The following is a 24,557-nucleotide window of genomic DNA, read 5'->3' on the forward strand; positions in this document are numbered from 1 at the left end:
TAGAGACCCGATAATTTTATCGGGTCTGATATACGTTTCATCGTAAAAGGTTGGTGTCATTCGCCAACCTTTTTTGTTAGGGAAAATCTGGAAAGCCGTAAAGAATTGTCATAGACATCAAGCATTCGTAATTGCGCTTTACTCTTATTTTACTCGCTAACGTCACGCTCTACTCTGAGTTTTGTGCTTGCTTTTTACTGTAAAAATTAATTATGGCGACTTAATAGTTTCTTAATAGAGCCACAGTATAAAGGCAGGGTAAATTAAGGTTTTTCTGGTAATCGTTATGAAAAATAGTAAAACCAAAGTGAGTATCATTGTCCCGTTATATAATGCGGGAGCGGATTTTAATGCTTGCATGGCGTCATTAATCGCGCAAACGTGGTCGGCGCTGGAAATTATTATTGTGAATGATGGATCGACTGATCATTCCGTTGAGATAGCAAAACATTACGCGGAACATTACCCGCATGTTCGACTGCTTCATCAGGCCAATGCTGGCGCATCTATCGCCCGTAATCTTGGCCTGCAAGCGGCGACCGGCGATTATGTCGCCTTTGTCGATGCGGATGACCTGGTCTACCCGAAGATGTATGAAACGCTGATGACCATGGCGCTTAACGATGATCTGGACGTTGCGCAGTGTAATGCGGACTGGTGCGTCCGAAAAACCGGGCACGCCTGGCAATCTATTCCGACCGATCGTCTGCGTTCCACCGGGGTATTAAGTGGACCGGATTGGTTGCGTATGGCGCTGGCCTCGCGGCGCTGGACGCATGTTGTCTGGATGGGCGTGTATCGACGTGCGTTAATTACCGATAACAATATTACTTTCGTTCCCGGACTACATCATCAGGACATATTATGGTCGACGGAAGTTATGTTTAATGCCACGCGCGTACGTTATACCGAACAATCATTATATAAATATTTCCTGCATGATAATTCGGTAAGCCGTTTGCAAAGACAAGGCAATAAAAATCTTAATTATCAGCGGCATTATATTAAAATTACGCGATTATTAGAAAAGCTCAATCGTGATTATGCCCATCGTATTCCGATTTACCCGGAATTTCGCCAGCAAATTACCTGGGAAGCGTTACGCGTTTGTCATGCGGTGCGTAAAGAACCTGATATTTTGACCCGCCAGCGTATGATTGCCGAAATTTTTACTTCTGGCATGTATAGACGGATGATGGCTAACGTCCGCAGCGCGAAAGCGGCTTATCAGACGCTACTCTGGTCTTTCCGGCTGTGGCAATGGCGCGACAAAACTTTGTCGCACCGTCGTATGGCCCGTAAGGCGCTCAATCTGTCTTAGCGCTCACGTTTTTAGGCGCGGCGATTTTCCCCCAGCCTTGCCACTGGTGCTGAAACCAGACAACCACGGAACTTTGCGTAATGCTCTCGCCGATGACGCTGAAAAAGCGCGTAGCGTAGACCGGTTGCAGCGGTTTTTTCGGCTTGCACATCTTCACGCCGCGAAAGGGATTGCGCGGCGCGTCAATTTTCTGCGGCGTCACACCCGGTCGGGACGTATCTACCTGCGGCTCGTTGAGCAGGCTGCCTGGACGTACCAGGGTGATATCCGCCGGCAGGCGATAAACCATCTGTTGCAGCACGCGAACCGTTGCGGGATGCGGATGACCAATCGCGATAGCGGAACCGTTGCGACGGGCCAGTTCGATAGCGCGATTAAACTGACGGCGGATATCCGCCTCGTTTTGCGTATCGTCGAGGAACACTTTGCGCTTGATCACTTTCACACCCGTACCGGATGCCGCGCGCATCGCCTGGCTATTGCCAATCGTCATGCTGTCGAGAAAATAGAGATTGTAATGTTCCAGCGCCTGCATAACTTTTTGCATACCGAACAGGCTGGAAGTCATTGCGCTGCCCATGTGGTTATTAAGCCCGACGGCATACGGCACGTTGTTTACCGCCTCGCGGATAATGCGCTCGATCTCATCGCTGCTCATATCTGGTCGCAGCGTATCCTTCTCCAGCGGCTGTTTGCTTAGCGGCGCCATCGGCAGATGGATTAACACCTCATGCCCGCTATTGTGCGCTTTAGTTGCCATTTCGCGCGCGTGCGGCGCGTTGGGCAGCACGGCGACGGAGATGTTTGGCGGCAGCGCCAGAACCTGGTTTTCCGTATGCGGGCGATAGCCAAAATCATCAATCACGATGGCGAGCTTGCCAGCGAAAACGGGATGTGCAAACGCCAGCAAAGTGGCCAGCGTGAGAATGGAGCGACGAAACTGAGGCAAAACTTATCTTCCCAACCACGGCTGTGGATTGACGGCCTGACCCTGGCGACGAATTTCGAAATAAAGCGAGGGTCTGCCCTGACCGCCGCTACTGCCCACAAGGGCGATAGGTTGTCCGGCGCGCACCTGCGCGCCTACGCTGACCAGCGCGCTCTGGTTATAGCCGTAAAGGCTCATATCGCCTTTACCATGCTCCACGACCACCACCAGGCCATAGCCTTGCAGCCAGTCCGCCAGAATCACCCTGCCGTCGGCGATGGCTTTGACCTCGGTGCCTTCCGACGCGCCGATCACCATCCCCTTCCAACGTAGCTCACCTTGCAGCCGTTCGCCATAGCGATGCAATATCGGGCCGCGTACCGGCCAGTATGCCTGACCGCGAGGCGCGCCCAGACCGCCGGTGCGGGACATTAGCGAACGCTCGCTTTCCGTCGGCTTATAGGTGCTGCCTTTACGCGAGGCTTCCTGCTGCTTATCGCGTACCGCCTGCGCTTCGCGGGCTTCACGCTCCGCTCGCGCTTTGGCCGCCGCTTCCGCCCGCGCGATACTGTTGCGTAGGCGTGATTCGTTGGCGCGTAGTTCGCTTAACTGTTGCTGGCCTTGCTGAATAGACGACTCCAGTCCGGCAAGCGTTTTCTTACGTTCATTACGCGCCTGCTCCAGCTTCGCCTGCTGGGCGCGCTGTTCATACAGCAACGTTTGTTGTTGGCTTTGCTTCTCTTCCAGCTCGGCTTTTTGCGTGGCGACCTGTTCGCGAGTCTGTTTCAGTTCGGCGATAGTCTCCTGGCGCGCCTGGTTCAGATAGCCGAAGTAGGCCTGCAGGCGTTGCCCACGCTGGCTTTCTTCTCCGCTAAGAATAAGCTGAATGCCGGTGTGTTCGCCCTGGCGGAAAGCGGCGTCCAACTGCGCGGCGAGATTACGCTCCTGGCTGGCTTTTTGCTGCTCCAGTTTGGCAATTGAGGCGTTCATCTCATCAATTTGCGCGTTTAACTGATCCAGAGTGCTTTGCGTTTCGCGCAGCTTACGCGCTGCGGCCGAGATGGCCTCTTCCTGGGCTTTCAGTTGTGCCAGGAGGCTGGCGCGCTGTTGCTGCTGCTGGCGTACGTCGCGTTCTTTCGCGGCGATATCGGCCTGAATAGATTTGAGTTGATCACGGTCATCCGCGTGGGCGGAAAAGGCGCACAACAATACGCCAGCGCTAAGTACGCTGGCGTAGAACAAAGGCCTGACTGAAAACGTTCTTGGTTTCACGGCCTGTTGAATGGTGTTAATCGCCTTTCCCCTCATGGGGAGGGATTATTCCACGATGAACAGCGGCTTACCAGTCATCTCTTGCGGGATTTCCATCCCCATCAGCGACAGCATGGTAGGCGCAATGTCTGAAAGTTTGCCGCCTTCAACCGCCTTCACGTTTTTCTCGCCGACATAAATCAGCGGCACCGGCAGGTTGGTGTGGGCGGTATGCGCCTGACCGGTCGCCGGATCGCGCATCTGCTCCGCGTTGCCGTGGTCCGCGGTAATCAACAGTTGTCCACCAACGGACTCAACCGCTTTTGTTACCTGGTCAATGCAGTTATCCAACGCTTCCACCGCTTTGATGGCGGCTTCCATCACGCCGGTATGACCGACCATATCGCCGTTTGGATAGTTACAAATGATGGTGTCGTACTTACCGCTTTCGATCGCCGCGACCAATTTTTCAGTCAATTCTGCAGAGCTCATTTCCGGTTGCAGGTCATAAGTGGCCACTTTCGGGGAGTTGATCAGAATGCGCTCTTCGCCAGCAAACGGTTCTTCTACGCCGCCGTTAAAGAAAAAAGTTACGTGCGCATATTTTTCCGTTTCGGAAATACGCAGCTGAGTTTTGTCGTTTTTCGCCATCCATTCGCCAAAGGTATTCGCCAGCGACGCTGGTGGGTAGGCAACGGCAGTTTTGATGTCGGCGGCGTATTCGGTCAGCATCACGAAGTTCAGATTAACCACTTTCTTACGCGCAAAGCCGTCGAAATCAGCGTTAACGAAAGCGCGGGTAATTTCGCGCGCGCGGTCAGCGCGGAAGTTCATGAAAATCAGCGTGTCGCCGTCTTCCATCGCCGCATCAGCCTGGCCCTCGGCGTGGATAACGGTCGCTTTGACAAACTCATCGTTTTCATCACGAGCGTAAGCGGCCTGCAGGCCAGCCACAGCGGTATCCGCCTGGAATTCGCCCTGCGCCAGGGTCATCAGATCATACGCTTTTTCCACGCGATCCCAACGGTTGTCGCGGTCCATAGCGTAGTAACGACCGACGATAGACGCCACGCGGCCTTTGCCCAGCGCGGCGAATTTGTCTTCGAATTTTTTCAGCGAGGCTTCAGCGCTGCGCGGCGGCGTGTCGCGACCGTCGAGGAAGGCGTGCAGATAGATTTTTTCTGCGCCGCGCTCTGCGGCCAGTTCCACCATCGCCATAATGTGATCTTCGTGGCTGTGGACGCCGCCCGCGGACAGCAGACCCATAATATGAACCGCTTTACCGGCGTTTTTCGCCTGGTCTACCGCATTGGTCAGGACTGAGTTAGCAAAGAAAGTACGTTCTTTAATTTCAACGTCCAGACGCGTCAGATCCTGATAAACGATGCGGCCTGCGCCCAGGTTAACGTGGCCCACTTCGGAGTTGCCCATCTGGCGGTCAGGCAGACCCACTTCCAGACCGGATGCGTCGATCAGGGTATGCGGACGTTTTGCCCACAGAGCATCCATCACTGGGGTTTTGGCGTTTAAGATAGCGTTATCCTGCTGTTCTTCACGGTAGCCGTAGCCATCCAGAATCACCAGTACCATAGGTTTTTTAGAAACCGACATTGCGACAACCTCATACTCAATAGACAAAATAATTGCGTAATTTTACTACAGCTGAATCGATAAAATAGCCTCAGAAGATCAAAGAAAGGGATCGCGCTGGCGTGAGAAGGCAAGTAATAGCGTGATTTTTTTTCGTAGCGCCCCGCAAAAATGCATTCCAGTGCACGCTCTGGCTGTATTTGCGCCACTGCGCAGGTATACTCCTTTCCTGGTTTTTTAATCACTACGTCGGGAGTTGTTACCCCCCATGCAAGAAATTATGCAATTTGTTGGCCGTCATCCCATACTGAGTATCGCCTGGATTGCGTTACTGGTGGCGGTTTTATTTACCACGTTCAAAGGTCTGACTTCAAAAGTTAAGGTGATTACACGCGGCGAAGCCACGCGCCTTATCAACAAAGAGGACGCCGTTGTTGTGGATTTACGTCAACGTGATGATTTCCGTAAAGGCCATATCGCTGGCGCGACCAATTTGCTGCCGAGCGAAATCAAAGCCAACAATGTTGGCGAACTGGAAAAGCACAAAGACAAGCCGATTATCGTGGTCGACGGTTCTGGTATGCAGTGCCAGGAATCCGCTAACGCGCTGACAAAAGCCGGCTTTGAAAAGGTCTTTGTGTTGAAAGAAGGCGTAGCAGGCTGGAGCGGCGAGAATCTGCCTCTGGTGCGCGGTAAGTGATTACCCGTCGTTTTCATGACGTAAGGGGAATGACTTGCCCTTGCGTCGACATGAAATCCATCGGGTAAAAAACAGGAGCGAAGTCATGGCCAATATTGAAATCTACACCAAAGCAACCTGCCCGTTTTGCCATCGTGCAAAGGCGCTGTTAAACAGCAAGGGCGTGAGTTTCCAGGAAATTGCGATTGACGGCGACGCCGTGAAGCGTGAAGAGATGATCAAACGTAGTGGCCGAACGACGGTTCCGCAAATTTTTATTGATGCACAGCACATTGGCGGTTGTGACGACTTGTATGCGCTGGATGCGCGTGGTGGACTGGATCCGCTGTTGCGTTAAGGCGTACTCAAGTATTTAAGGACAACACTAAAGGGTTTTACACATGTCAGAACAAAATAACACTGAAATGGCTTTCCAGATCCAACGTATCTATACCAAGGATGTTTCTTTCGAAGCGCCAAACGCACCACATGTTTTCCAGAAAGATTGGCAGCCAGAGGTTAAACTGGATCTTGATACGGCATCTTCCCAACTGGCGGATGACGTTTATGAAGTTGTGCTGCGTGTTACCGTAACGGCTTCCCTGGGGGAAGAAACCGCGTTCCTGTGCGAAGTTCAGCAGGCCGGTATTTTCTCCATCAGCGGTATTGAAGGTACTCAGATGGCGCATTGCCTGGGCGCATACTGCCCGAACATTCTGTTCCCGTATGCTCGCGAGTGCATCACCAGCCTGGTTTCACGCGGTACGTTCCCGCAACTGAACCTTGCGCCGGTCAACTTTGATGCGCTGTTCATGAACTATTTGCAGCAGCAGGCTGGCGAAGGTACTGAAGAACATCAGGATGCCTGATGAACCAAAGTAATGCGTCAATGACAGTCATCGGTGCCGGCTCGTACGGCACCGCCCTTGCCATCACTCTGGCGAGAAACGGCCACCAGGTTGTCCTGTGGGGCCACGACCCAAAACATATCGCGACCCTGGAGCACGATCGCTGCAACGTCGCGTTCCTTCCCGATGTGCCTTTTCCCGATACGTTACACCTGGAAAGCGACTTAGCAACCGCGCTGGCGGCCAGTCGTAACATTCTGGTGGTGGTGCCAAGCCATGTTTTCAGCGACGTGCTGCGGCAGATTAAACCGCTGATGCGTCCGGATGCGCGTCTGGTATGGGCGACCAAAGGCCTGGAAGCGGAAACGGGGCGCCTGTTGCAGGATGTCGCTCGCGAAGCGTTAGGCGATCAAATCCCGCTGGCGGTGATTTCCGGTCCGACGTTCGCTAAAGAGCTGGCGGCGGGTTTGCCGACGGCAATCTCGCTGGCCTCAACCGATGAGACCTTTGCCGACGATCTCCAGCAACTGTTGCACTGCGGAAAAAGTTTTCGCGTCTATATCAATTCGGATTTTATCGGCGTGCAGCTTGGCGGCGCGGTGAAAAACGTGATTGCGATTGGCGCGGGGATGTCTGACGGCATCGGCTTCGGCGCGAACGCCCGCACGGCGCTAATCACGCGTGGACTGACCGAAATGTCGCGGCTTGGCGCAGCGCTTGGCGCCGATCCCGCCACCTTTATGGGGATGGCGGGTTTAGGCGATCTGGTGCTGACCTGTACCGACAACCAGTCGCGCAACCGTCGTTTTGGCATGATGCTTGGCCAGGGCATGGACGTTAAAGGCGCGCAGGATAAGATTGGCCAGGTGGTCGAAGGCTATCGCAATACGAAAGAAGTTCGTGAATTGGCGCACCGTTTTGGTGTTGAAATGCCAATAACCGAGGAAATTTATCAAGTATTGTATTGCGGAAAAAACGCGCGCGAGGCAGCATTAACGTTATTAGGTCGCGCCCGCAAGGAAGAGCTGAGTCGCCACTAGCCGTAAGGAACTGTTTGCATAAACGACCCAACCCGCACAGAACGGGTTGGTCGTTTTCTGCCCGTCTGGAGTAAGCCATGCCGTGTGAAGAACTGGAAATCGTCTGGAAGAATATTAAAGCTGAAGCCCGCGCTTTAGCTGACTGTGAGCCTATGTTGGCCAGTTTTTATCACGCCACTCTACTCAAGCATGAAAATCTGGGCAGTGCGCTGAGCTATATGCTGGCAAATAAACTGGCTTCGCCCATCATGCCCGCTATCGCTATCCGTGAAGTAGTTGAAGAAGCCTATGCCGCCGACCCGGAAATGATCGCGTCGGCAGCCTGCGATATTCAGGCCGTGCGCACTCGCGATCCGGCGGTGGATAAATACTCCACGCCGTTGTTATATCTGAAAGGCTTTCATGCGCTACAGGCCTACCGCATTGGTCACTGGTTGTGGAATAAAGGTCGCCGCGCGCTGGCTATCTTCCTGCAAAATCAGGTTTCGGTCTCGTTTCAGGTGGATATTCACCCGGCAGCGAAAATTGGCCGCGGGATTATGCTCGACCATGCCACCGGTATTGTGGTGGGGGAGACGGCGGTTATTGAAGATGATGTGTCGATTCTGCAATCCGTCACCCTGGGCGGTACCGGGAAAACGAGCGGCGATCGCCATCCTAAAATCCGCGAAGGCGTGATGATTGGCGCGGGCGCGAAAATTCTCGGCAATATCGAGGTGGGGCGCGGCGCGAAAATTGGCGCAGGTTCCGTTGTTTTACAGCCTGTCCCGCCGCACACTACCGCTGCAGGCGTTCCGGCGCGTATTGTCGGCAAGCCGGGCAGCGATAAGCCGTCGATGGATATGGACCAGCATTTCAACGGGCTACACCATACGTTTGAGTATGGCGACGGCATCTGATTTCGAGCTATCTTACTTGCCATATTGAACCTGGGCTATGCTCGTCATCCTCTCGTATTGCGTGTACGCTCAGGTAGACAAGCGCAGTCCGTGTCCAATCTGGCTGCGCCGATAACGCTCGAAACGAATATTATCAATATTAATGTAGGCCGGATAAGGCGTCAGCCGCCATCCGGCACAAATCAACTGCGCAATACCGCGCCGGGATATCCTAACTGGCGCCACGCTTCATACACCACCACCGACACCGCATTCGACAGGTTCATGCTACGGCTATCCGGCATCATCGGAATGCGAATCTTCTGCTCTTTAGGCAACGCATCGAGAATGCTGGCGGGCAGGCCGCGCGTTTCCGGGCCAAACATCAAATAATCGCCATCCTGATAGCTTACGGCGCTATGGGCGGGCGTCCCCTTTGTCGTCAACGCAAACAGGCGCTGCGGATTTTCAGCGGCGACAAAGGCGGCATAATCGTGATGGCGCTGAACCGCGGCGAATTCGTGATAGTCCAGCCCTGCGCGGCGTAAGCGCTTATCATCCCAGGTAAACCCCATCGGTTCGATGATGTGCAGACGAAAGCCGGTATTGGCGCAAAGACGAATGATGTTGCCGGTATTCGGCGGGATTTCTGGTTCGAAGAGTACGATGTTAAGCATGATGCCCCCTTAAATGCGGGGGGCAGAATAGCAGAAATTTACCGGGCTCTCACGCGCCAGGCGTTCAGGCGGCATCGCCTTTGCTCATTGGCGCCAGCGCGGCGGGCAAACTTCTCCCCAGTTCCTGCACCAGTGAATCGCCACTGATTTCGCTAATGGATTTCGCGCCGGTCAGGGTCATGGCGACTTTCATCTCTTTCTCGAGCAGGTCCAGCAGGTTGGCGACACCCGCTTTTCCTGCCGTCGCCAGCGCGTAGAGATAGGCCCGACCCAGCAGTACGGTATCGGCCCCCAACGCAATCATACGCACGACATCCAGCCCGTTACGAATCCCGCTATCCGCCAGAATGGCGATATCACCTTTCACCGCATCGGCAATGGCGGGCAGGGCGCGGGCGGAAGAGAGCACGCCATCGAGCTGGCGGCCGCCGTGATTCGACACCACAATACCGTCAGCGCCGAAACGTACCGCATCGCGGGCATCTTCTGGATCGAGGATCCCTTTGATCACCATTGGGCCGTCCCAGAATTCGCGTATCCACTCCAGATCTTTCCAGGAGATGGACGGATCGAAGTTATTTGCCAGCCAGCCGATATAGTCCTCAAGGCCGGTCGGTTTACCCAGATAGGCGGAAATATTGCCTAAATCATGCGGGCGACCGTTCAGGCCGACATCCCACGCCCATTTAGGGTGCATCACCGCCTGCCAGTAACGGCGCATGGCCGCGTTTGGGCCGCTCATCCCGGAGTGGGCGTCACGGTAGCGCGCGCCCGGCGTCGGCATATCCACGGTAAAGACCAGCGTGGAGCAGCCCGCCGCTTTTGCTCGTTCCAGTGCATTACGCATAAAGCCCCGGTCACGCAGTACATAAAGCTGGAACCACATCGGGCGCTTAATGGTTGGTGCAACTTCTTCAATCGGACAGACGGAGACGGTGGAAAGGGTGAACGGAATGCCCTTTGCGTCTGCGGCGGCGGCGGCCTGTACTTCGCCGCGACGGGCGTACATGCCGCACAGGCCTACCGGCGCTAATGCCACCGGCATCGACAACGTTTCGTTAAACAGGGTCGTTTCCAGGCTTAAATCGGACATATTTTTCAGCACGCGCTGGCGCAGAGCGACTTGCGACAGGTCTTCCACATTTCGGCGCAGGGTATATTCCGCATACGCGCCGCCGTCGATGTAGTGGAAGAGGAAAGGAGGCAACGTGCGCTGAGCTGCGGCGCGATAATCGCTGGCTGCTGAAATAATCATGATTTATTCTCCCTGGTCATCTCATTATGGTCGCCGGGCAGGCGGGTAATACGCGCCTGGCGGGCCTGGTCTTCATCAAATCGTTTAATCGTGGTGTGGACAAAACTGAGGTGCGCCATCATCGCTTTACGCGCGCCGTCGGCGTTACCATCCAGAATGGCGTCCATCACCGCCTGGTGTTGTTCCGTCAGCTTTGAGAATACGGGCGGAACGAGATACATACGCTGGCGACTCTGTTTGACGGAGGATTGCAGGACATCGAAGAAACCGCGCATGGTTTGCAACAGCACCACATTGTGCGAGGCTTCCGCGATCGCCAGATGAAAGCGCACGTCGGCCTGGGAGGCGAGATCCGGGTCTTCGCTGAGCGTCGCATCAAAGCAGAGTCTGATCTTCTCTTTGTCGGCGCTGGTGGCCCGCATGGCGGCGTGCCAGGCCGTACTGGCTTCAATGGCGTGGCGGGCTTCCAGAATGTCGAAGCTGTAATCAGGATCGTCCGCCAGCAGGGTTTTCAGCGGCTGAACGATATTCTGTTCAGACCAGGTTTCGTGTTGCCAGCGGACAAATGTCCCGCCGCCGCGACGACTCACCAGCACGCCTTCACTGACCAGCTTCGCCAGCGCTTCGCGTAAAGAGTTGCGTGATACGCCAAGCTGTAGAGCCAACTGGCGCTCGGCGGGCAATTTCATGCCCGCTTCCAGGTTTTGTTCTTCAATCAGCGCCCGCACGCGAGAGGCAATCTCGTCTGACAGGCGTTTTGGCATCACAATCACGGAATCATCCAGGTTAAAACATAGGCCTGAAGCGTAGTGATCACGCCCACCATACAGGTGAAGATCAGGCTGTGTTTGACGGTAAAACGGAACAGATCGGACTCTTTCCCTACCAGCCCCACCGCCGCGCAGGCGATGGCGATAGATTGCGGCGAGATCATCTTGCCGGTCACGCCGCCGGTGGTATTTGCCGCCACCATCAGCACATCCGAAACGCCGATTTGCTGCGCCGCGGTAGCCTGTAGAGAGGCAAACAGCGCGTTAGATGAGGTATCCGAGCCGGTCAGGAATACCCCCAGCCAGCCGAGGAACGGCGAGAAGAACGTGAAGGCGCTGCCGGTGTGCGCCAGCGCTAACGCCAGCGTGGAGGAAAGCCCGGAATAGTTCGAGATAAACGCGAACGCCAGCACCATGCCGATGGAGTAAATCGGCAACGCCAGCTCTTTCAGCGTGCTGCCGAAGGTCTGGATTGCGGCTGAGGGTTTCATTTTCAGCCAGACGATAGACAACAGCGCGGCAAACAGGATCGCTGTGCCGGTGGCGGAGAACCAGTCAAATTTATACACCGCCGCGTAAGCGGTCGCTTCGTGTACGACCGGCGGCATACGGGCGACCAGTTTATCGAGATACGGTACCGGAACGTTAATTACCCAGTCATACAGCGCGCCGCCGGGGGCAAACAGCGCTTTGAACGGCGGTATGCTCCAGAGAGTGACCGTGGCGGTCAGGAACAGGAACGGCGACCAGGCGCGAACAATTTGTCCTGTCGTATAACGGGTACGGGCCAGCGTCTGATCGACCTGCGACGCGCCCATATCGCCGAAGCGGAAGATGCGTACCGGCTGCCAACGTTTGAGGAACAGCGTCAGACACACCAGAGACACCAGAGAAGAGATAATGTCCGGCAGTTCCGGCCCGATAAAGTTGGAGCTGAGATACTGGGCGATAGCAAATGAACCGCCAGAGACCATCACCGCAGGCCAGGTTTCTTTCACGCCGCGCCAGCCGTCCATAATCGCCATAATCCAGAACAGCACGATAATGGTCAGGAATGGCAACTGGCGGCCTACCATCTGACCGATTTCAAAGCTGTCCAGGCCCGTAACCTGTCCGGCAACCAGAATCGGAATACCCATCGCGCCAAAGGCGACCGGCGCGGTATTTACAATCAGACACAGCCCTGCCGCATACAGCGGATTAAAGCCCAGACCCACCAGCAGCGCGGCGGTTATCGCCACCGGCGCGCCGAAACCCGCCGCACCTTCAAGGAACGCGCCGAAGCAGAAGCCGACAATCAGCATTTGCAGGCGTTGATCGGGGGTTATCGACAGAATTGACGAGCGGATAATGTCAAACTGCCCGGTCTTTACCGAGATTTTATAGACGAAGACCGCGGCGATGATTATCCAGGCAATCGGCCATAGCCCGTAGAAGAAGCCATACACGACCGATGCCAGTGCGTGATCGACCGGCATTTTATAGAACAGCAGCGCGACGGCGAGCGCGATAACCACTGTCCACGAAGCGGCAACGTAGCCTTTCAGCTTGAGTTTAATCAGGGCGAAAAAGAAGAACAGGATTGGGAGCGATGCGATCAGGCTGGAAAGCCAGATATTACCCGCCGGGTCATAGTTTTGTTGCCAGAGGTTCATTGCAGGTCTCCTGAGAACCACACGCATAATGGGATGAATCTTTGCTCATCTCGTTGGGGTCACATTATGTGTAAAAGTGGTCCTGCCAATATTGTTGTGTATGGATAATGACAACAAATAGTTAACCAGATGTTATTTATTGGCAACGGTATTGTAGGGGTAATTTAATGAAATGTGAACATGTGGCCGGATTTAGCGGGAATTGGTAGGGCCAATTAAGGGGTGAGTACAACAAAGGGAAGTGAAAAGGCAATGGCATTATGCCATTGCCTTTGATGTCGGGAGTATGGTTACTCCATTACCACTGGAAGCCAGCGCCAATAGCTGCAGAGTAATCGCCCTGGCTGTTACTGGTTCCTTGCAATTTATACACCCAGCCCCCGCTTTCACTTACCATGGAGACACCAATAGCGACGGCACTTTCACCATTAAATGTACCGCCAGCAATCGAGGTCATGTTGGCGCCTGGAGCGTAGGCTTGTGGCAGACCGGCCATGGCCATCGCTGAGGCGATACCGCCGCTCATCTTGTTTTCTACCCCTTTGATTTTGCTGTTCATTTCACCCATTTTCTGGTCGGTATAGGTGTTTGCTTCTTCGACGCTGCGTTTCAATTGCGCATAGTTAACCGCATCCGTATCGTTCACCGCCGCTGAAACATTGCCGATCCGAGTAGTACCGCCACTCCCGTCTCCCAGGTTGAGCACGCTATAGTTAACCGAGCCATCTGCATTGGTTTCATAACGAACGGAGCCTGCTTCTGAAGCTTTCAGTTGCGCCACATTAACCGCGTCAGTGTTGTTCACCCCTGCGGCAACGTTGGTAATACGGCGTTGTTGGGTAGAAGAGCCGACAGACACAGTATTAGCTTCATCTGCGACTGAATTTGTGCCTAACGCTACGCTGTTTTCAGCGGCAGCAATAGAGCCAGAGCCAATCGCAACACTGTCTTTACCCTGGGCATTTGCATCTACGCCATCAGTGTTGGTCTTGAAGTACTTGGTGCTACCGGTAGTGACGATATCGCCAATGCCGTTTTCAATATTGGTGACGCGAGTATCAAGACTACTCACCTGCGTGTTCAGGTTATTAATGCTTTCGGTATTTGCGGCAACACGGCTGTCGGTGACTTTCAATTGACTCACGTTAACGGCATCGGTATCTGCCGAACCCGCCGCGACGTTAGTGATCTGACGTTGACCGTCTTCACTGCCGACAGAGAACTCACCGACAGAGTTCTGCGGTGCGTCCATGTTGTAGGCGGTGTAGTCAGTCTGTGCGCCGCGAGTGGTCTGAGAACCATTACCCATTGCAATACTGTTTGCATGGTTGGCGCGTGCGTTAGAACCGATAGCAATACCGTTGATGGCATCAGCCATCACCAGTGTATTCAGACCAATACCAATACCTGCATCAGCATTGACGATGGTTTTCGCACCCATTGCCAGTGAGTCAGTCCCGACAGCCAGTGAATCTTCTTCCGTTGAGTTTGCGTGGTAGTACTTGGTCGGTGTAGTGGCGACCGCACCAATGGCATTTTGTAACTGACGAACTGTTACCGCATCTTGCGCTTCAGAGCCGTCCGCAACGTTGGTAATTTGACGATAGCTTACTCCATCCGTCCCCAATGACAACGCGCCCAGCAACTCTCTGTCTGTTGTATTGTAGCCAATGACGACGCCATCGCTTGTTACGCTCGTTGCTCGTATACCTGATGAAATAGCGCGGTTAGAGGTGGAGCCACTGCCCAAAGCGATGCTGCCATCAATGCTGCTGCTGCTGTTCTCTCCAAGCGCCAGACTCGAAGCACCGGATGCGACGGCGTTGTAACCCACTGCCGTTGCGCCGTTACCCGTTGCGTATGCATCCTGGCCTTCAAGCCCGCTATCATTCGTACGGATGTATTTCACGCCGGTACCATTTTCCGTGATATAGGTTTCGCTGGTATCGCCGGCTAGTTGGCTAATAGATTCATTATACTGAGAAATCAGCATGTTAGTTTCATAAAGCTGAGAGCCATTAACAGCGTCAGTACTGTCACTGGCGATTTCACCTGCTGCCACATTGGTTATCTTATTGGTACCGCTGGTACCGTGGCTGGCGCTGAACGCACCCTCTTCGTCATCCCAGCTCAGTGCATCGGTACCAAGATTGGTGATGGACGTATTGATATCTGCGATAGCAGAGGTGTTTTGATCTACCTTCTGGTTGGTTTCATACAACTGTGAGCCGTTTACTGCGTCTGTACTGTCCTCAGAAAGCGCCCCGGCGGCGACATTGGTTATTTTACTGATGCTTCCACCGTGGTTTGCGCTGAAAGCGCCGATGTCTTCGTCCCATAACAGAGCGTTATCAGTGAGGCCGGTAATGGACGTATTAATGTCGGAGACAGAAGTATTCAGGTTCTCAATCGCGGTGCTGTTCTGAGTGATGTTGGTGGTATTGGCAGCGATATCGGTCGTGTTCTGATCCACTTTTTCATTGGTTTCGAACAGCTGCGATCCGTTAACCGCGTCGGTACTTTCTTCAGACAGCTCTCCGGCAGCAACGTTGGTGATTTTGTTTGTTGTACTACTTCCGTGGCTGGCAGAGAACGAACTCGTTGTCTCATTCCAGCTCAGGTTGTCAGAGCTAAGGTTAGTGATGGACGTATTAATATCTGCGATAGCAGAGGTGTTTTGATCCACCTTCTGGTTGGTTTCATACAACTGGGAGCCGTTCACCGCGTCTGTACTGTCTTCAGAAAGGTCCCCGGCGGCGACATTAATGATTTTGCTGGCGTTTCCGTTGCGGTTAGCGTTGAATGCGCCAGAGGCTGCATCCCACAACAGGGCATCGTCAGTGAGCGTGGTAACTGAGTTGCTCAGGTTGTTGATACTGGTGGTGTTGGTGGCGATATCAGTGGTGTTCTGGTTAATGCTGTCGGTATTGGCAGTGATATCAGTGGTGTTCTGAGACACATTTTCGTTGGTGGCAAACAGCTGGGAGCCGTTAACGGCGTCGGTGCTGTCTGCGGCCAGGGTGCCTGCCGCCAGATTGGTGATTTTGCTGTCGCTTCCGCTGTGGTTAGCGTTGAATGCGCCAGAGGCTGCATCCCACAACAGGGCATCGTCGGTGAGCGTGGTGACGGAGTTGCTCAGACTGTTGATATTGGTGGTGTTGGTGGCAATATCAGTGGTGTTCTGGTTAATGCTGTCAGTATTGGCAGCGATATCCGTGGTGTTCTGAGACACATTTTCATTGGTGGCAAACAGCTGGGAGCCGTTAACGGCGTCGGTGCTGTCCGCGGCCAGGGTACCTGCCGCCAGATTGGTGATTTTGCTGTCGCTTCCGCTGTGGTTGGCGCTGAATGCGCTTGCGCTGCTATCCCACAACAGGGCATCGTCGGTGAGCGTGGTAACGGAGTTGCTCAGGCTGTTGATATTGGTGGTGTTGGTGGCGATATCAGTGGTGTTCTGATTGATGCTGGCTGTATTGGCGGCGATATCGGTTGTGTTCTGGTTAATGCTGTCGGTATTGGTAGTGATATCAGCGGTGTTCTGATCCACTTTCTCATTTGTATCAAACAACTGGGAGCCGTTAACCGCATCAGTGCTGTCTGCGGCCAGGGTACCTGCCGCCAGATTGGTAATCTTGCTGTCGCTTCCGCTGTGGTTAGCGCTGAATGCGCTTGTGCTGCTATCCCACAGTAACGCGTCATCGGCTAATCCTGCGACAGAGGCCTCTGTATTCGTGATAGAAGAGTTAAGTGCGCTTAACGCACTGCCTACGTTATTGTAGATGCCTGTGCCCACCTTGTAGAGGGGCGCATTCACTGTACCATCAGAATTAACGGAAGCCCCTCCGCCTAGTCGATCGGCGACGGATTGGCTTAAAGAATAAATTTGCGCGCCTGTAACGGCATCGGTACTGTTGGCATTGATGTCGCCTTTAGCAACGTAGGTGATCTGTCGCTGAGTGGTGCTGTTACCCACGGCGACCGAATTGTCTTCCAGAGCGGTAGAGCCTGTGCCAAGGGCAACTGAGTTGGTGCCTATCGCTTGTGCGCCATTACCAAATGCAGCGCTGTCGTCGCCGCTCGCAGTGGTTTGATAACCTAATGCAACGGCAGTTGATCCGCTCGCGGTAGCTTTATAACCCAGTGCTACGGAGTTTTCTCCGCTGGCAGTGGAGAGAACTCCCATTGCCATAGCAAAATTTCCAGCAGCGGATGATGAGGCTCCCATTGCAATGGCGCGGTTTCCGGCGGAGGCTGCTTTTACCCCCAGAGCCAAAGAGGAATCGCCAGATGAATCACTGTAAGATCCAATGGCGGTACTCCATTTCCCCATCGCGGAGGCTTTATAACCCATTGCGGCGCTTGCGCCATCAACGTTGGTGTAAGTATTGGCTGTGGCATCGGTACCAATTGCAATCCACCCTGTTCCCCCAGTCTGGGTACCCGTTGGAGTAACGCCGGCGCCAGTATCGTTCCCTGCTTTGGCCAGCGCATCCGCTGAGATCATAATACTGCTAAGACCGATGAGTGCGGAAACCGCCAGCTTTCTGCGGCCGCTTTTTTTCCCGCGGCTTTTTGCGGTTTCGCTGGTGACAACAAATGTTCCCGTAGCGGCATTCCAGAGGACTTTAAATATTCTGTTCATGGATAAGTGCTTTCCTTTTCTAAAATAGTTGTATCAATGGCTATTATTTTTTTGGCTTCTTTTTCGTATCATTAATAGGTTGTATGCTGTCGAATATGACATTCTCCATGTTAATACCTATTTTTAGATACTTAAGATTATTGGGCGATACGCCTTTTAATGTTAGCGTGACGTTTGTCCATGTTCCCGGTAAAAGTTCGATTGTCGAATCCATTTTCGTGTTAAGCAGGAGTTGTTTCCAGCGAGGCAGATCTTTTGCCTCGGAAGGTTTTTTCGTACCCCATGTCATATTAAACGCAAGGTTTGATACGGGAATGCTGAGTAAGTTAACCAAATCAAGATGAATAACACTTCCATCATCTATTGGCTCAATAGATAGAATACGCCCGGCTAATCCGATATTGCCGTTGTTAATAATAAAATAGCGCGTTTGTGATGGATCCAGTTCTGTGTAGTCGAATAGCCGTTGTTTGCGTTCAACGCGGCCAACGACTTCGGCGACCTTTTGGGTCGTGTTGATAATCGTAGTTTGTTGTTTTTCTAACAGATTTATCTTTGTTTCTTGTTCTTTTTGTTGTTTTTTCAGTTCTTCAACAAGGTGTTTATCTGCAAAGTAATCACAACCAGATAAAAAGAATGTGAATCCCAACGCAAGCAGGGGGATAAATTTTCCATTTTTGTGCATATAAAATATCCTTGTTAATAATTTATATAATATAAATAGTTAACCTGTTATTTATACAGCTAACTCATCATTTTGCGAGCATTGCCAATAGCCATTAATATATGGTTATAATTAAAACATTCATTGTTTCTATAGGAATGTGCAAATACCAGACGTTGTTTATCAATTATTCATAGCAATACTTTATAAAAATATAATTATAATATTTATGTATGAGCATTTTTTTTCATGGATGATAATGTTATTTAATTTTGCGGGTCAATCATATTCTGCGGGATATGAGGAAAGGGGATGAAAAAATTCATTGCATAAATACAAATAGGCATGATAGTGGAATTTTTCATCCCGAAAAAGCGGGGATTACCGTTAAAAATGAACTTGTATATAAGCGGTGTAAATACGTCTGGATAAAAATTCGGAATATAGCCCGATGCTCTCAAGACATCCTCCGTACACGGGTGTCCTGAGAGCCTGAGATGCGGAAGGTTTAGAACTCGCTCTTCGCGAACCCTGTCATCTCTTTGAGCCCCATTTCCCGGCCCAGCGCCGTCATCGGGTGCACCACGATCAGGCCGCGTACGCTTTTTTTGAGTTTGCCCATATCGGCCTGCTCTTTTTTAGTGATCGCGCGGCGAAACGGCAGGTTCATCAGCTTCTGCGCTTCTTTACTCAGTTTCTGGCTGTGTACTTCGCGCAGACGGATAATTTCTGCTTCCAGCGTCTCTTTTTCTTTTTCCAGCTCCGCGTATTTATCGGCGGATTCAACCAGAGAGAGACCTGCCTGCTGGTGGCGAATAGCGTCAAGACGATCGCTCAGGCGTTTAATTTCGTTTTTTTCAACTTCTTTCATGGGATTGCTTCTGATAGAAATGGGATAGATACCCTATAGTATGCGCGCAGTGAGTGATTCTTCACAACTCATGACGTAAAGATAATCAATTATGGCAAGTATTACACCGCTAATTATTTAGTTATCTCTTTGAGAATAAAATCTTTTTTTCGAAAGAAAAGATGAAGCGCCTTTTTTGCCGGCAAGAAAAGCGATTAAGCACATTTTCCTCAATGACAACGCTAAATTGATCCTAAACTCAAATAAGCGACCGCGGGAGTCAGACGCGGGTCACACATGGAGGATCTATCATGGCAAAAATAGGTGAGAACGTACCACTTCTTATTGATAAAGCCGTCGATTTTATGGCGTCCAGCCAGGCGTTCCGTGAATACCTGAATAAAACGCCGCCGCGTGATTATGTTCCTTCCGAGGTGCCGTCGGAGAGCGCGCCCATTTATTTGCAGCGTCTGGAATATTACCGGCGGCTGTACCGACCAAAAGAAGAAGAAAGAGGTTAACGGAGGGATTTACTTTTGAAAGGCCTTTTTTAAGCTGATTTTAGAAATCAGCTCGGTCAGGGAGAGAACCATCGTCGAACGCACCGCCTGCTGGTAGCGCTGAATTTGCATGGCGTAGAGCGCCGCGTCGGACGTATCAAAATGCGGCGGCGGCGGCAGCGCCATGACGCAGTGTAGTTCGCCAAACGGCCCGAGGATTTCATCGTCGGTAAAGGCGTACTCATTGCCGTCGTGATTCAGCTCTTCGCGCAGCGCCATTAACAGCTCCGCATCTTCATATTCGGTGCGGCTGAGTACGCCCAGGCCATAGATAAGTTTCAGACGTACCGAAAGATCGCCCAGCGGTCCGTCGCCGTCCAGCAACGGTTCCACAGCGTATTTCACCGCATAGTCGTCTTTGCGAAACACCTGGAGCACCAGAATATTCACCGCCTCGGTCAATAACTCGACGGCAGTAATCAGGAAGCTCCGTACGGTTTTGCCAGCATTCAGACGCTCAAGCACACGATTTTCAAAGGCCTGGGTTTGTTCCATTATTGCCTGCATATCTGACAATCTGTTATTTGGGCGCAGGCTAACCTGCGCCGGGTTCTGCGTCATTTGGTCGCGTTATAAGCGTTAACCGCCTCCGCCACCACATCGCTATTGGCATCCAGCCCGGAAATTTGCGCCAGAGCGGCCTGTGGACCTTTTTCGTCAATCAGCGCGGCCAGTTCCTGTGCCTGCGGATCTTCTTCACTACGGAAATGCATCGCCGCCGCGATCCCTTTGACCAGATTCACATGCGGCAGACCATATTCCAGGGTGCCAAGCAGCGGTTTGATCAGACGGTCGCCCGCGCTGAGTTTGCGTAGCGGCTGACGTCCAACGCGCTCAACATCATCTTTCAGATACGGGTTTTCAAAACGACCGAGGATTTTCTGAATGTATGCCGCATGTTTGTCGGCGTCAAAACCGTAGCGTTTGATCAGCACCGCGCCGCTTTCTTCCATCGCGCCTTTAACCACCGCGCGAATACTCTCATCGAGAATGGCGTCGCGAATGGTTTGATGACCGGCTAATTTGCCGAGGTACGCGGTTATAGCATGACCTGTGTTCAGCGTGAAGAGTTTACGTTCGACAAATGCCATCAGGTTATCCGTTAACTCCATCCCCGGAATGGTCGGCAACGCGCCTTTAAACTGGGTTTTATCGACGATCCACTCGCTGAAGGTTTCTACCGTCACTTCCAGCGGGTCATGGGTGGCGGAAGCAGATGGCGGCACAATACGGTCAACGGCGGAATCCACAAAACCGACGTGCTGTTCAACCCAGGCTTTATCGCCATCCGCCAGCGCGTTCATCACATGACCTTTGAGCTGTGTGGTGCCGCGCACCATATTTTCACAGGCGATGATATTCAGCGGGGCATCCACGCCCTGCGCCTTACGTTTTACCAGCCCTTTAGCGATGGCCGGAGCGATACGCTCAAGCACAACCGGACCCACGGCAGTAGTGATTAAATCAACGTGGGCAATCAGGTCGACAACATCATCGCCGATGCTGCTGACAGCGTTGACGCCGGAAACGGTATCCACCTGCTCATTTTCACCCACAACATGAACCTGATAGCTATGACGGGCATTCAGGGCATCGAGTACGACCTGGTTTACATCCGCAAACGTCAGTTGTATCCCCGCGTCAGCCAGCAGTTTGCCGATAAAGCCACGACCGATATTACCTGCGCCAAAATGTAATGCTTTCATAGTATTAACCTTCATTAATGTTTTTACCCGAGAGGGCTGGGGTGAGGCTTTTCCCTCAACCTAACCCTCTCCACAAGGGAGAGGATATCGCCTTCATATTTCGAACTGCAGATGCGTTGGCTCTCCTCGCTCACCCCAGTCACGTACTTATGTACGCTCCTGGGGATTCACTGCGTTGCCGCCTTCCTGCAGCTCGAACTATTTTGGGGATACTTAACTGTTAAGCTTTTTTACCTGCCAGCAGTTCCAGTACTTCATCCACGCTGGTGGTGTGCGCCAGACGTTCGATCACGGATTCATCATCCAGCGCGTTGGTCAGACTAGTGATGACCTGGATGTGCTCATTGTTACGTGCGGCGATACCAATGACCAGACGGGCAATATCGTCTTCTTCTTCACCGAAGCGTACGCCTTCCGGATACTGGCAGAACACCACGCCGGTTTTCAGCACGCGGTCTTTCGCTTCTACCGTGCCGTGCGGAACTGCGATGGATTCACCGAGGTAAGTCGGCGTCAGCTTTTCGCGGTCCAGCATCGCCTCGACGTATTCCGGCTCAACATAGCCGCCTTTCACCAGTTGTTCACCGGCAAAGCGAATCGCCTCTTCTTTGTTAGCGGCTTTACGGCCCAGGAAGATATTCTCCGCGCCCAGCTTGAACAGGTTGTTATCACCCTCCTCAAAGCTGTCTTTCAGATGGTCGCGTACTTTCTCTTCATTAGTATTGTGGCGCTGTGCGGCAACCAGACGTTCGGTCAGGCTGGTGTACAGGCCGCTATCCAGGAAGTTGGTCAGCGAAATATGCTGCGCCTGCGGTACCTGACGCATCGCGCGCTCGGTAAGGTCACGGTGAGTAATGACCAGATCCACATCCGGCGGCAGATTGTTAATGGCGCTGTTGGTGACGGAGATCTGGCTCAGGCCCGCATCCTGTACTTTCTTACGCAGTACCCCTGCGCCCATCGCGCTGGAACCCATACCGGCATCGCAAGCCACGATGATTTTACGCACATGGCTCAGGTCGTTGGTCACGTCGCCAGCCGCCAGCGGAGAGGCGCCTTTAGATTCCGCTTTCATGTCCTGCATACGACGGGTGGCCGCTTCAATGTCATCTTCTTCTTTCACTTTGCTGGTTTTCAGCAGAATTGCAGACACCACGAAGGACACCGCCATTGCCGCCACGATGGCAGCGATGTTAGCGAAGTAAGCGCCTTTTGGCGTCATCGCCAGTACCGCCAGAATGGAACCCGGAGATGCCGGAGAGACCAGACCGCCGTTCAGGATGGTCAGGGTGAATACGCCGGTCATACCGCCGAGAATCACCGCCAGAATCAGGCGTGGGTTCATCAGCACGTACGGGAAGTAGATCTCATGGATACCGCCCAGGAAGTGGATAATTGCCGCGCCGCCCGCAGACTGTTTAGCGCTGCCACGACCGAAGAACATGTACGCCAGCAGGACGCCCATCCCCGGACCCGGGTTAGCTTCAATCAGGAAGAAGATGGATTTACCCATCTCATGGGACTGCTGGATACCCAGCGGTGAGAAGATGCCGTGGTTAATCGCGTTATTGAGGAACAGGATTTTCGCCGGTTCAACAAAAATGGACGCCAGCGGCAGCATATCGTGCGCCACCATGAAGTTAACGCCCGCCGCCAGAATTTTGGACAGGACTTCAACCGCCGGACCAATACCGAGGAACGCCAGGATGGCGAGGATCATACCGATGATGCCAGCGGAGAAGTTGTTCACCAACATCTCAAAACCGGATTTGATCTTACCGTCTACCCAACTGTCGAATTTCTTAATGCAGTAGCCGCCTAATGGACCGGCGATCATCGAGCCGAGGAACATCGGCATATCCGCGCCGACAATAACGCCCATGGTAGTGATAGCGCCCACTACGCCGCCGCGTTCGCCGCCAACCAGACGACCGCCGGTATAACCGATGAGCAGCGGCAGCAGGTAGGTGATCATCGGACCAACCAGTTTCGCCAGCGTTTCGTTAGGCAACCACCCTGTTGGAATAAATAATGCGGTGATAATACCCCACGCGATAAACGCGCCGATATTAGGCATCACCATATTGCTGAGGAATCGACCAAAGCTTTGCACTTTGATCTTAATATCGGATGACATAAAAACACCCCTTCTTATTGTTGCTGTCGCGCAGGCTGAAAGCCCGAGGTTTGTTAATGTAGCGGCAGAGGTAGCCGGACCCTGTAGTGTAGATACTGCGCAATCTGGCACTGAATCGTTCAACTGTCCAGACAGGGACAATTTATGTGATTTGTGTCACATAAATATAGGGGGTAGAGAGGTAATTGATGTGATATTGATCACAAAGTGGCTGTGTAAAAAAACAACGAATCTAATTTTTAGCTCTTAAAAGGCAATTTTATGTGAGATATTTCACATTTTTATTTTGGTGCTTTGTTGAATTTTTGTGATCTTCTTCACAAGAAATTTTAAGCCCGGGTAACGTCAATACGATCCGGCAAACATTTTGTCGCGAGTCCTCTCACGTTATGTCATTCAGCAACCTCCTTTTGTGTCTCTTTTCGTCTTATTTGAGCCATACTATGATTTTTACTGGTTGGCAAAAAGGACACGGCATGAAACTCATCGGTAGCTACACCAGCCCTTTTGTGCGCAAAATCTCTATTCTGCTGCTCGAAAAGGGCATTACCTTCGAATTTATTAATGAATTACCCTACGAGGCGGATAACGGCGTGGCGCAATACAACCCTTTGGGTAAGGTGCCAGCGCTGGTGACGGAGAAAGGGGAGTACTGGTTCGATTCGCCGATCATCGCGGAATATATTGAGCTGCTGGATATCGCGCCAGCGATGCTCCCGCGTGACCCGATGGCAGCGCTTAAAATTCGCCAGCTCGAAGCGTTGGCTGACGGTATTATGGATGCAGCGTTGGTGTCTGTACGCGAACAGGCGCGCCCGGCGGCGCAACAATCGGAAACGGAACTGCTGCGCCAGCGGGAAAAAATCAACCGCAGCCTGGATATGCTCGAAAGTTATCTGAGCGACGGGACGCTAAAAACGGATACGGTCAATCTGGCGACTATCGCGATTGCCTGTGCGGTAGGCTATCTCAACTTCCGCCGGGTCGCGCCTGGCTGGTGCGTTAGCCGCCCCCACCTGGTCAAACTGGTCGAAACGCTTTTTCAACGCGAAAGCTTTGCCCGCACCGAAGCGCCAAAGGCTTGACGCGCATTATGTCCGCCTGAG

The 24,557-nt window shown here is 52.8% G+C and carries 21 protein-coding genes; 8 read left to right on the plus strand and 13 right to left on the minus strand.

Going from position 1 to position 24,557, the window contains the following annotated elements; all coding sequences use genetic code 11:
* Window positions 1-286: 286 nt before the first annotated feature.
* On the plus strand, window positions 287-1,321 hold the full coding sequence (locus LCS67_RS00660; RefSeq protein WP_000798195.1) for a glycosyltransferase: 1,035 nt from the start codon (window positions 287-289) through the stop codon (window positions 1,319-1,321).
* On the opposite strand, the gene LCS67_RS00665 is transcribed toward LCS67_RS00660, so the two are convergent.
* The 3 genes from LCS67_RS00665 to gpmM are packed head-to-tail and all read right to left on the minus strand — an operon-like array spanning window position 1,308 to window position 5,111.
* Window positions 1,308-2,270 carry a divergent polysaccharide deacetylase family protein gene (locus LCS67_RS00665; protein WP_001135519.1) on the minus strand — a complete coding sequence of 321 codons (963 nt, stop codon included), beginning with the start codon at window positions 2,268-2,270 and terminating at the stop codon, window positions 1,308-1,310. The two genes, LCS67_RS00660 and LCS67_RS00665, sit on opposite strands and share 14 nt — an antisense overlap.
* A 3-nt stretch (window positions 2,271-2,273) precedes the next feature.
* Complete coding sequence (envC, locus tag LCS67_RS00670) at window positions 2,274-3,533, minus strand: murein hydrolase activator EnvC (RefSeq protein ID WP_058814511.1); 1,260 nt, start codon at window positions 3,531-3,533, stop codon at window positions 2,274-2,276.
* A gap of 33 nt (window positions 3,534-3,566) precedes the next feature.
* Entirely contained in the window at window positions 3,567-5,111 is a 1,545-nt protein-coding gene (gpmM, locus tag LCS67_RS00675) for a 2,3-bisphosphoglycerate-independent phosphoglycerate mutase (RefSeq protein WP_000116587.1), read from the minus strand.
* Window positions 5,112-5,358: 247 nt separating this feature from the next.
* On the opposite strand from gpmM, the gene LCS67_RS00680 reads away from it, so the two are divergent.
* The 5 genes from LCS67_RS00680 (at window position 5,359) to cysE (ending at window position 8,556) form a co-directional block, all read left to right on the plus strand.
* Entirely contained in the window at window positions 5,359-5,790 is a 432-nt protein-coding gene (locus LCS67_RS00680; protein WP_001156179.1) for a rhodanese-like domain-containing protein, read from the plus strand.
* 85 nt (window positions 5,791-5,875) lie between these two features.
* Entirely contained in the window at window positions 5,876-6,127 is a 252-nt protein-coding gene (grxC, locus tag LCS67_RS00685) for a glutaredoxin 3 (protein ID WP_001273795.1), read from the plus strand.
* A 43-nt stretch (window positions 6,128-6,170) separates the two neighbouring features.
* Window positions 6,171-6,638, plus strand: a complete 468-nt coding sequence (secB, locus tag LCS67_RS00690; protein ID WP_000003370.1) for a protein-export chaperone SecB — start codon at window positions 6,171-6,173, stop codon at window positions 6,636-6,638.
* Complete coding sequence (gene gpsA, locus LCS67_RS00695) at window positions 6,638-7,657, plus strand: NAD(P)H-dependent glycerol-3-phosphate dehydrogenase (protein WP_001076597.1); 1,020 nt, start codon at window positions 6,638-6,640, stop codon at window positions 7,655-7,657. The genes secB and gpsA overlap by 1 nt, the downstream gene beginning before the upstream one ends.
* A 77-nt stretch (window positions 7,658-7,734) precedes the next feature.
* On the plus strand, window positions 7,735-8,556 hold the full coding sequence (gene cysE, locus LCS67_RS00700) for a serine O-acetyltransferase (RefSeq protein WP_001112114.1): 822 nt from the start codon (window positions 7,735-7,737) through the stop codon (window positions 8,554-8,556).
* Between the two features lie 182 nt (window positions 8,557-8,738).
* Here cysE and trmL read toward each other — a convergent pair whose 3' ends face one another.
* From trmL to LCS67_RS00735, 7 genes are all read right to left on the minus strand, one after another.
* Complete coding sequence (gene trmL / locus LCS67_RS00705) at window positions 8,739-9,212, minus strand: tRNA (uridine(34)/cytosine(34)/5-carboxymethylaminomethyluridine(34)-2'-O)-methyltransferase TrmL (protein ID WP_000932335.1); 474 nt, start codon at window positions 9,210-9,212, stop codon at window positions 8,739-8,741.
* Window positions 9,213-9,276: 64 nt separating this feature from the next.
* A complete protein-coding gene (gene lldD / locus LCS67_RS00710; protein WP_000586996.1) occupies window positions 9,277-10,467 on the minus strand; it encodes an FMN-dependent L-lactate dehydrogenase LldD in 1,191 nt (396 codons plus the stop codon).
* Window positions 10,464-11,240 carry a transcriptional regulator LldR gene (gene lldR, locus LCS67_RS00715; protein ID WP_000636700.1) on the minus strand — a complete coding sequence of 259 codons (777 nt, stop codon included), beginning with the start codon at window positions 11,238-11,240 and terminating at the stop codon, window positions 10,464-10,466. The genes lldD and lldR overlap by 4 nt, the downstream gene beginning before the upstream one ends.
* Window positions 11,237-12,892 (minus strand): L-lactate permease, encoded by a 1,656-nt coding sequence (gene lldP / locus LCS67_RS00720; RefSeq protein ID WP_001055308.1) that lies wholly within the window; start codon window positions 12,890-12,892, stop codon window positions 11,237-11,239. The genes lldR and lldP overlap by 4 nt, the downstream gene beginning before the upstream one ends.
* Before the next feature lie 298 nt (window positions 12,893-13,190).
* Window positions 13,191-17,534: a trimeric autotransporter adhesin SadA gene (sadA, locus tag LCS67_RS00725; RefSeq protein WP_031567258.1), complete on the minus strand. Its 4,344-nt coding sequence runs from the start codon at window positions 17,532-17,534 to the stop codon at window positions 13,191-13,193.
* 43 nt (window positions 17,535-17,577) lie between these two features.
* On the minus strand, window positions 17,578-18,219 hold the full coding sequence (locus LCS67_RS00730; protein WP_000549451.1) for a DUF3251 domain-containing protein: 642 nt from the start codon (window positions 18,217-18,219) through the stop codon (window positions 17,578-17,580).
* Between the two features lie 487 nt (window positions 18,220-18,706).
* Entirely contained in the window at window positions 18,707-19,069 is a 363-nt protein-coding gene (locus LCS67_RS00735) for a YibL family ribosome-associated protein (protein ID WP_000665687.1), read from the minus strand.
* Window positions 19,070-19,359: 290 nt separating this feature from the next.
* Here LCS67_RS00735 and LCS67_RS00740 point away from each other — a divergent pair, with 290 nt between their 5' ends.
* Window positions 19,360-19,569, plus strand: a complete 210-nt coding sequence (locus LCS67_RS00740; RefSeq protein ID WP_001062558.1) for a hypothetical protein — start codon at window positions 19,360-19,362, stop codon at window positions 19,567-19,569.
* A 9-nt stretch (window positions 19,570-19,578) separates the two neighbouring features.
* On the opposite strand, the gene mtlR is transcribed toward LCS67_RS00740, so the two are convergent.
* The 3 genes from mtlR to mtlA form a co-directional block, all read right to left on the minus strand.
* Entirely contained in the window at window positions 19,579-20,169 is a 591-nt protein-coding gene (gene mtlR / locus LCS67_RS00745) for a mannitol operon repressor MtlR (protein ID WP_000193201.1), read from the minus strand.
* Window positions 20,166-21,314, minus strand: a complete 1,149-nt coding sequence (gene mtlD / locus LCS67_RS00750) for a mannitol-1-phosphate 5-dehydrogenase (protein WP_000645385.1) — start codon at window positions 21,312-21,314, stop codon at window positions 20,166-20,168. Before mtlD ends, mtlR begins: the two co-directional genes overlap by 4 nt.
* A 220-nt stretch (window positions 21,315-21,534) precedes the next feature.
* Complete coding sequence (gene mtlA, locus LCS67_RS00755) at window positions 21,535-23,451, minus strand: PTS mannitol transporter subunit IICBA (RefSeq protein WP_000093290.1); 1,917 nt, start codon at window positions 23,449-23,451, stop codon at window positions 21,535-21,537.
* Between the two features lie 476 nt (window positions 23,452-23,927).
* Here mtlA and LCS67_RS00760 point away from each other — a divergent pair, with 476 nt between their 5' ends.
* On the plus strand, window positions 23,928-24,536 hold the full coding sequence (locus tag LCS67_RS00760) for a glutathione S-transferase (protein ID WP_000766674.1): 609 nt from the start codon (window positions 23,928-23,930) through the stop codon (window positions 24,534-24,536).
* Window positions 24,537-24,557 lie beyond the last annotated feature (21 nt).

Origin of the sequence: Salmonella sp. A7, assembly GCF_020181675.1 — a bacterium.
In the GTDB taxonomy this organism is placed as follows: domain Bacteria; phylum Pseudomonadota; class Gammaproteobacteria; order Enterobacterales; family Enterobacteriaceae; genus Salmonella; species Salmonella enterica.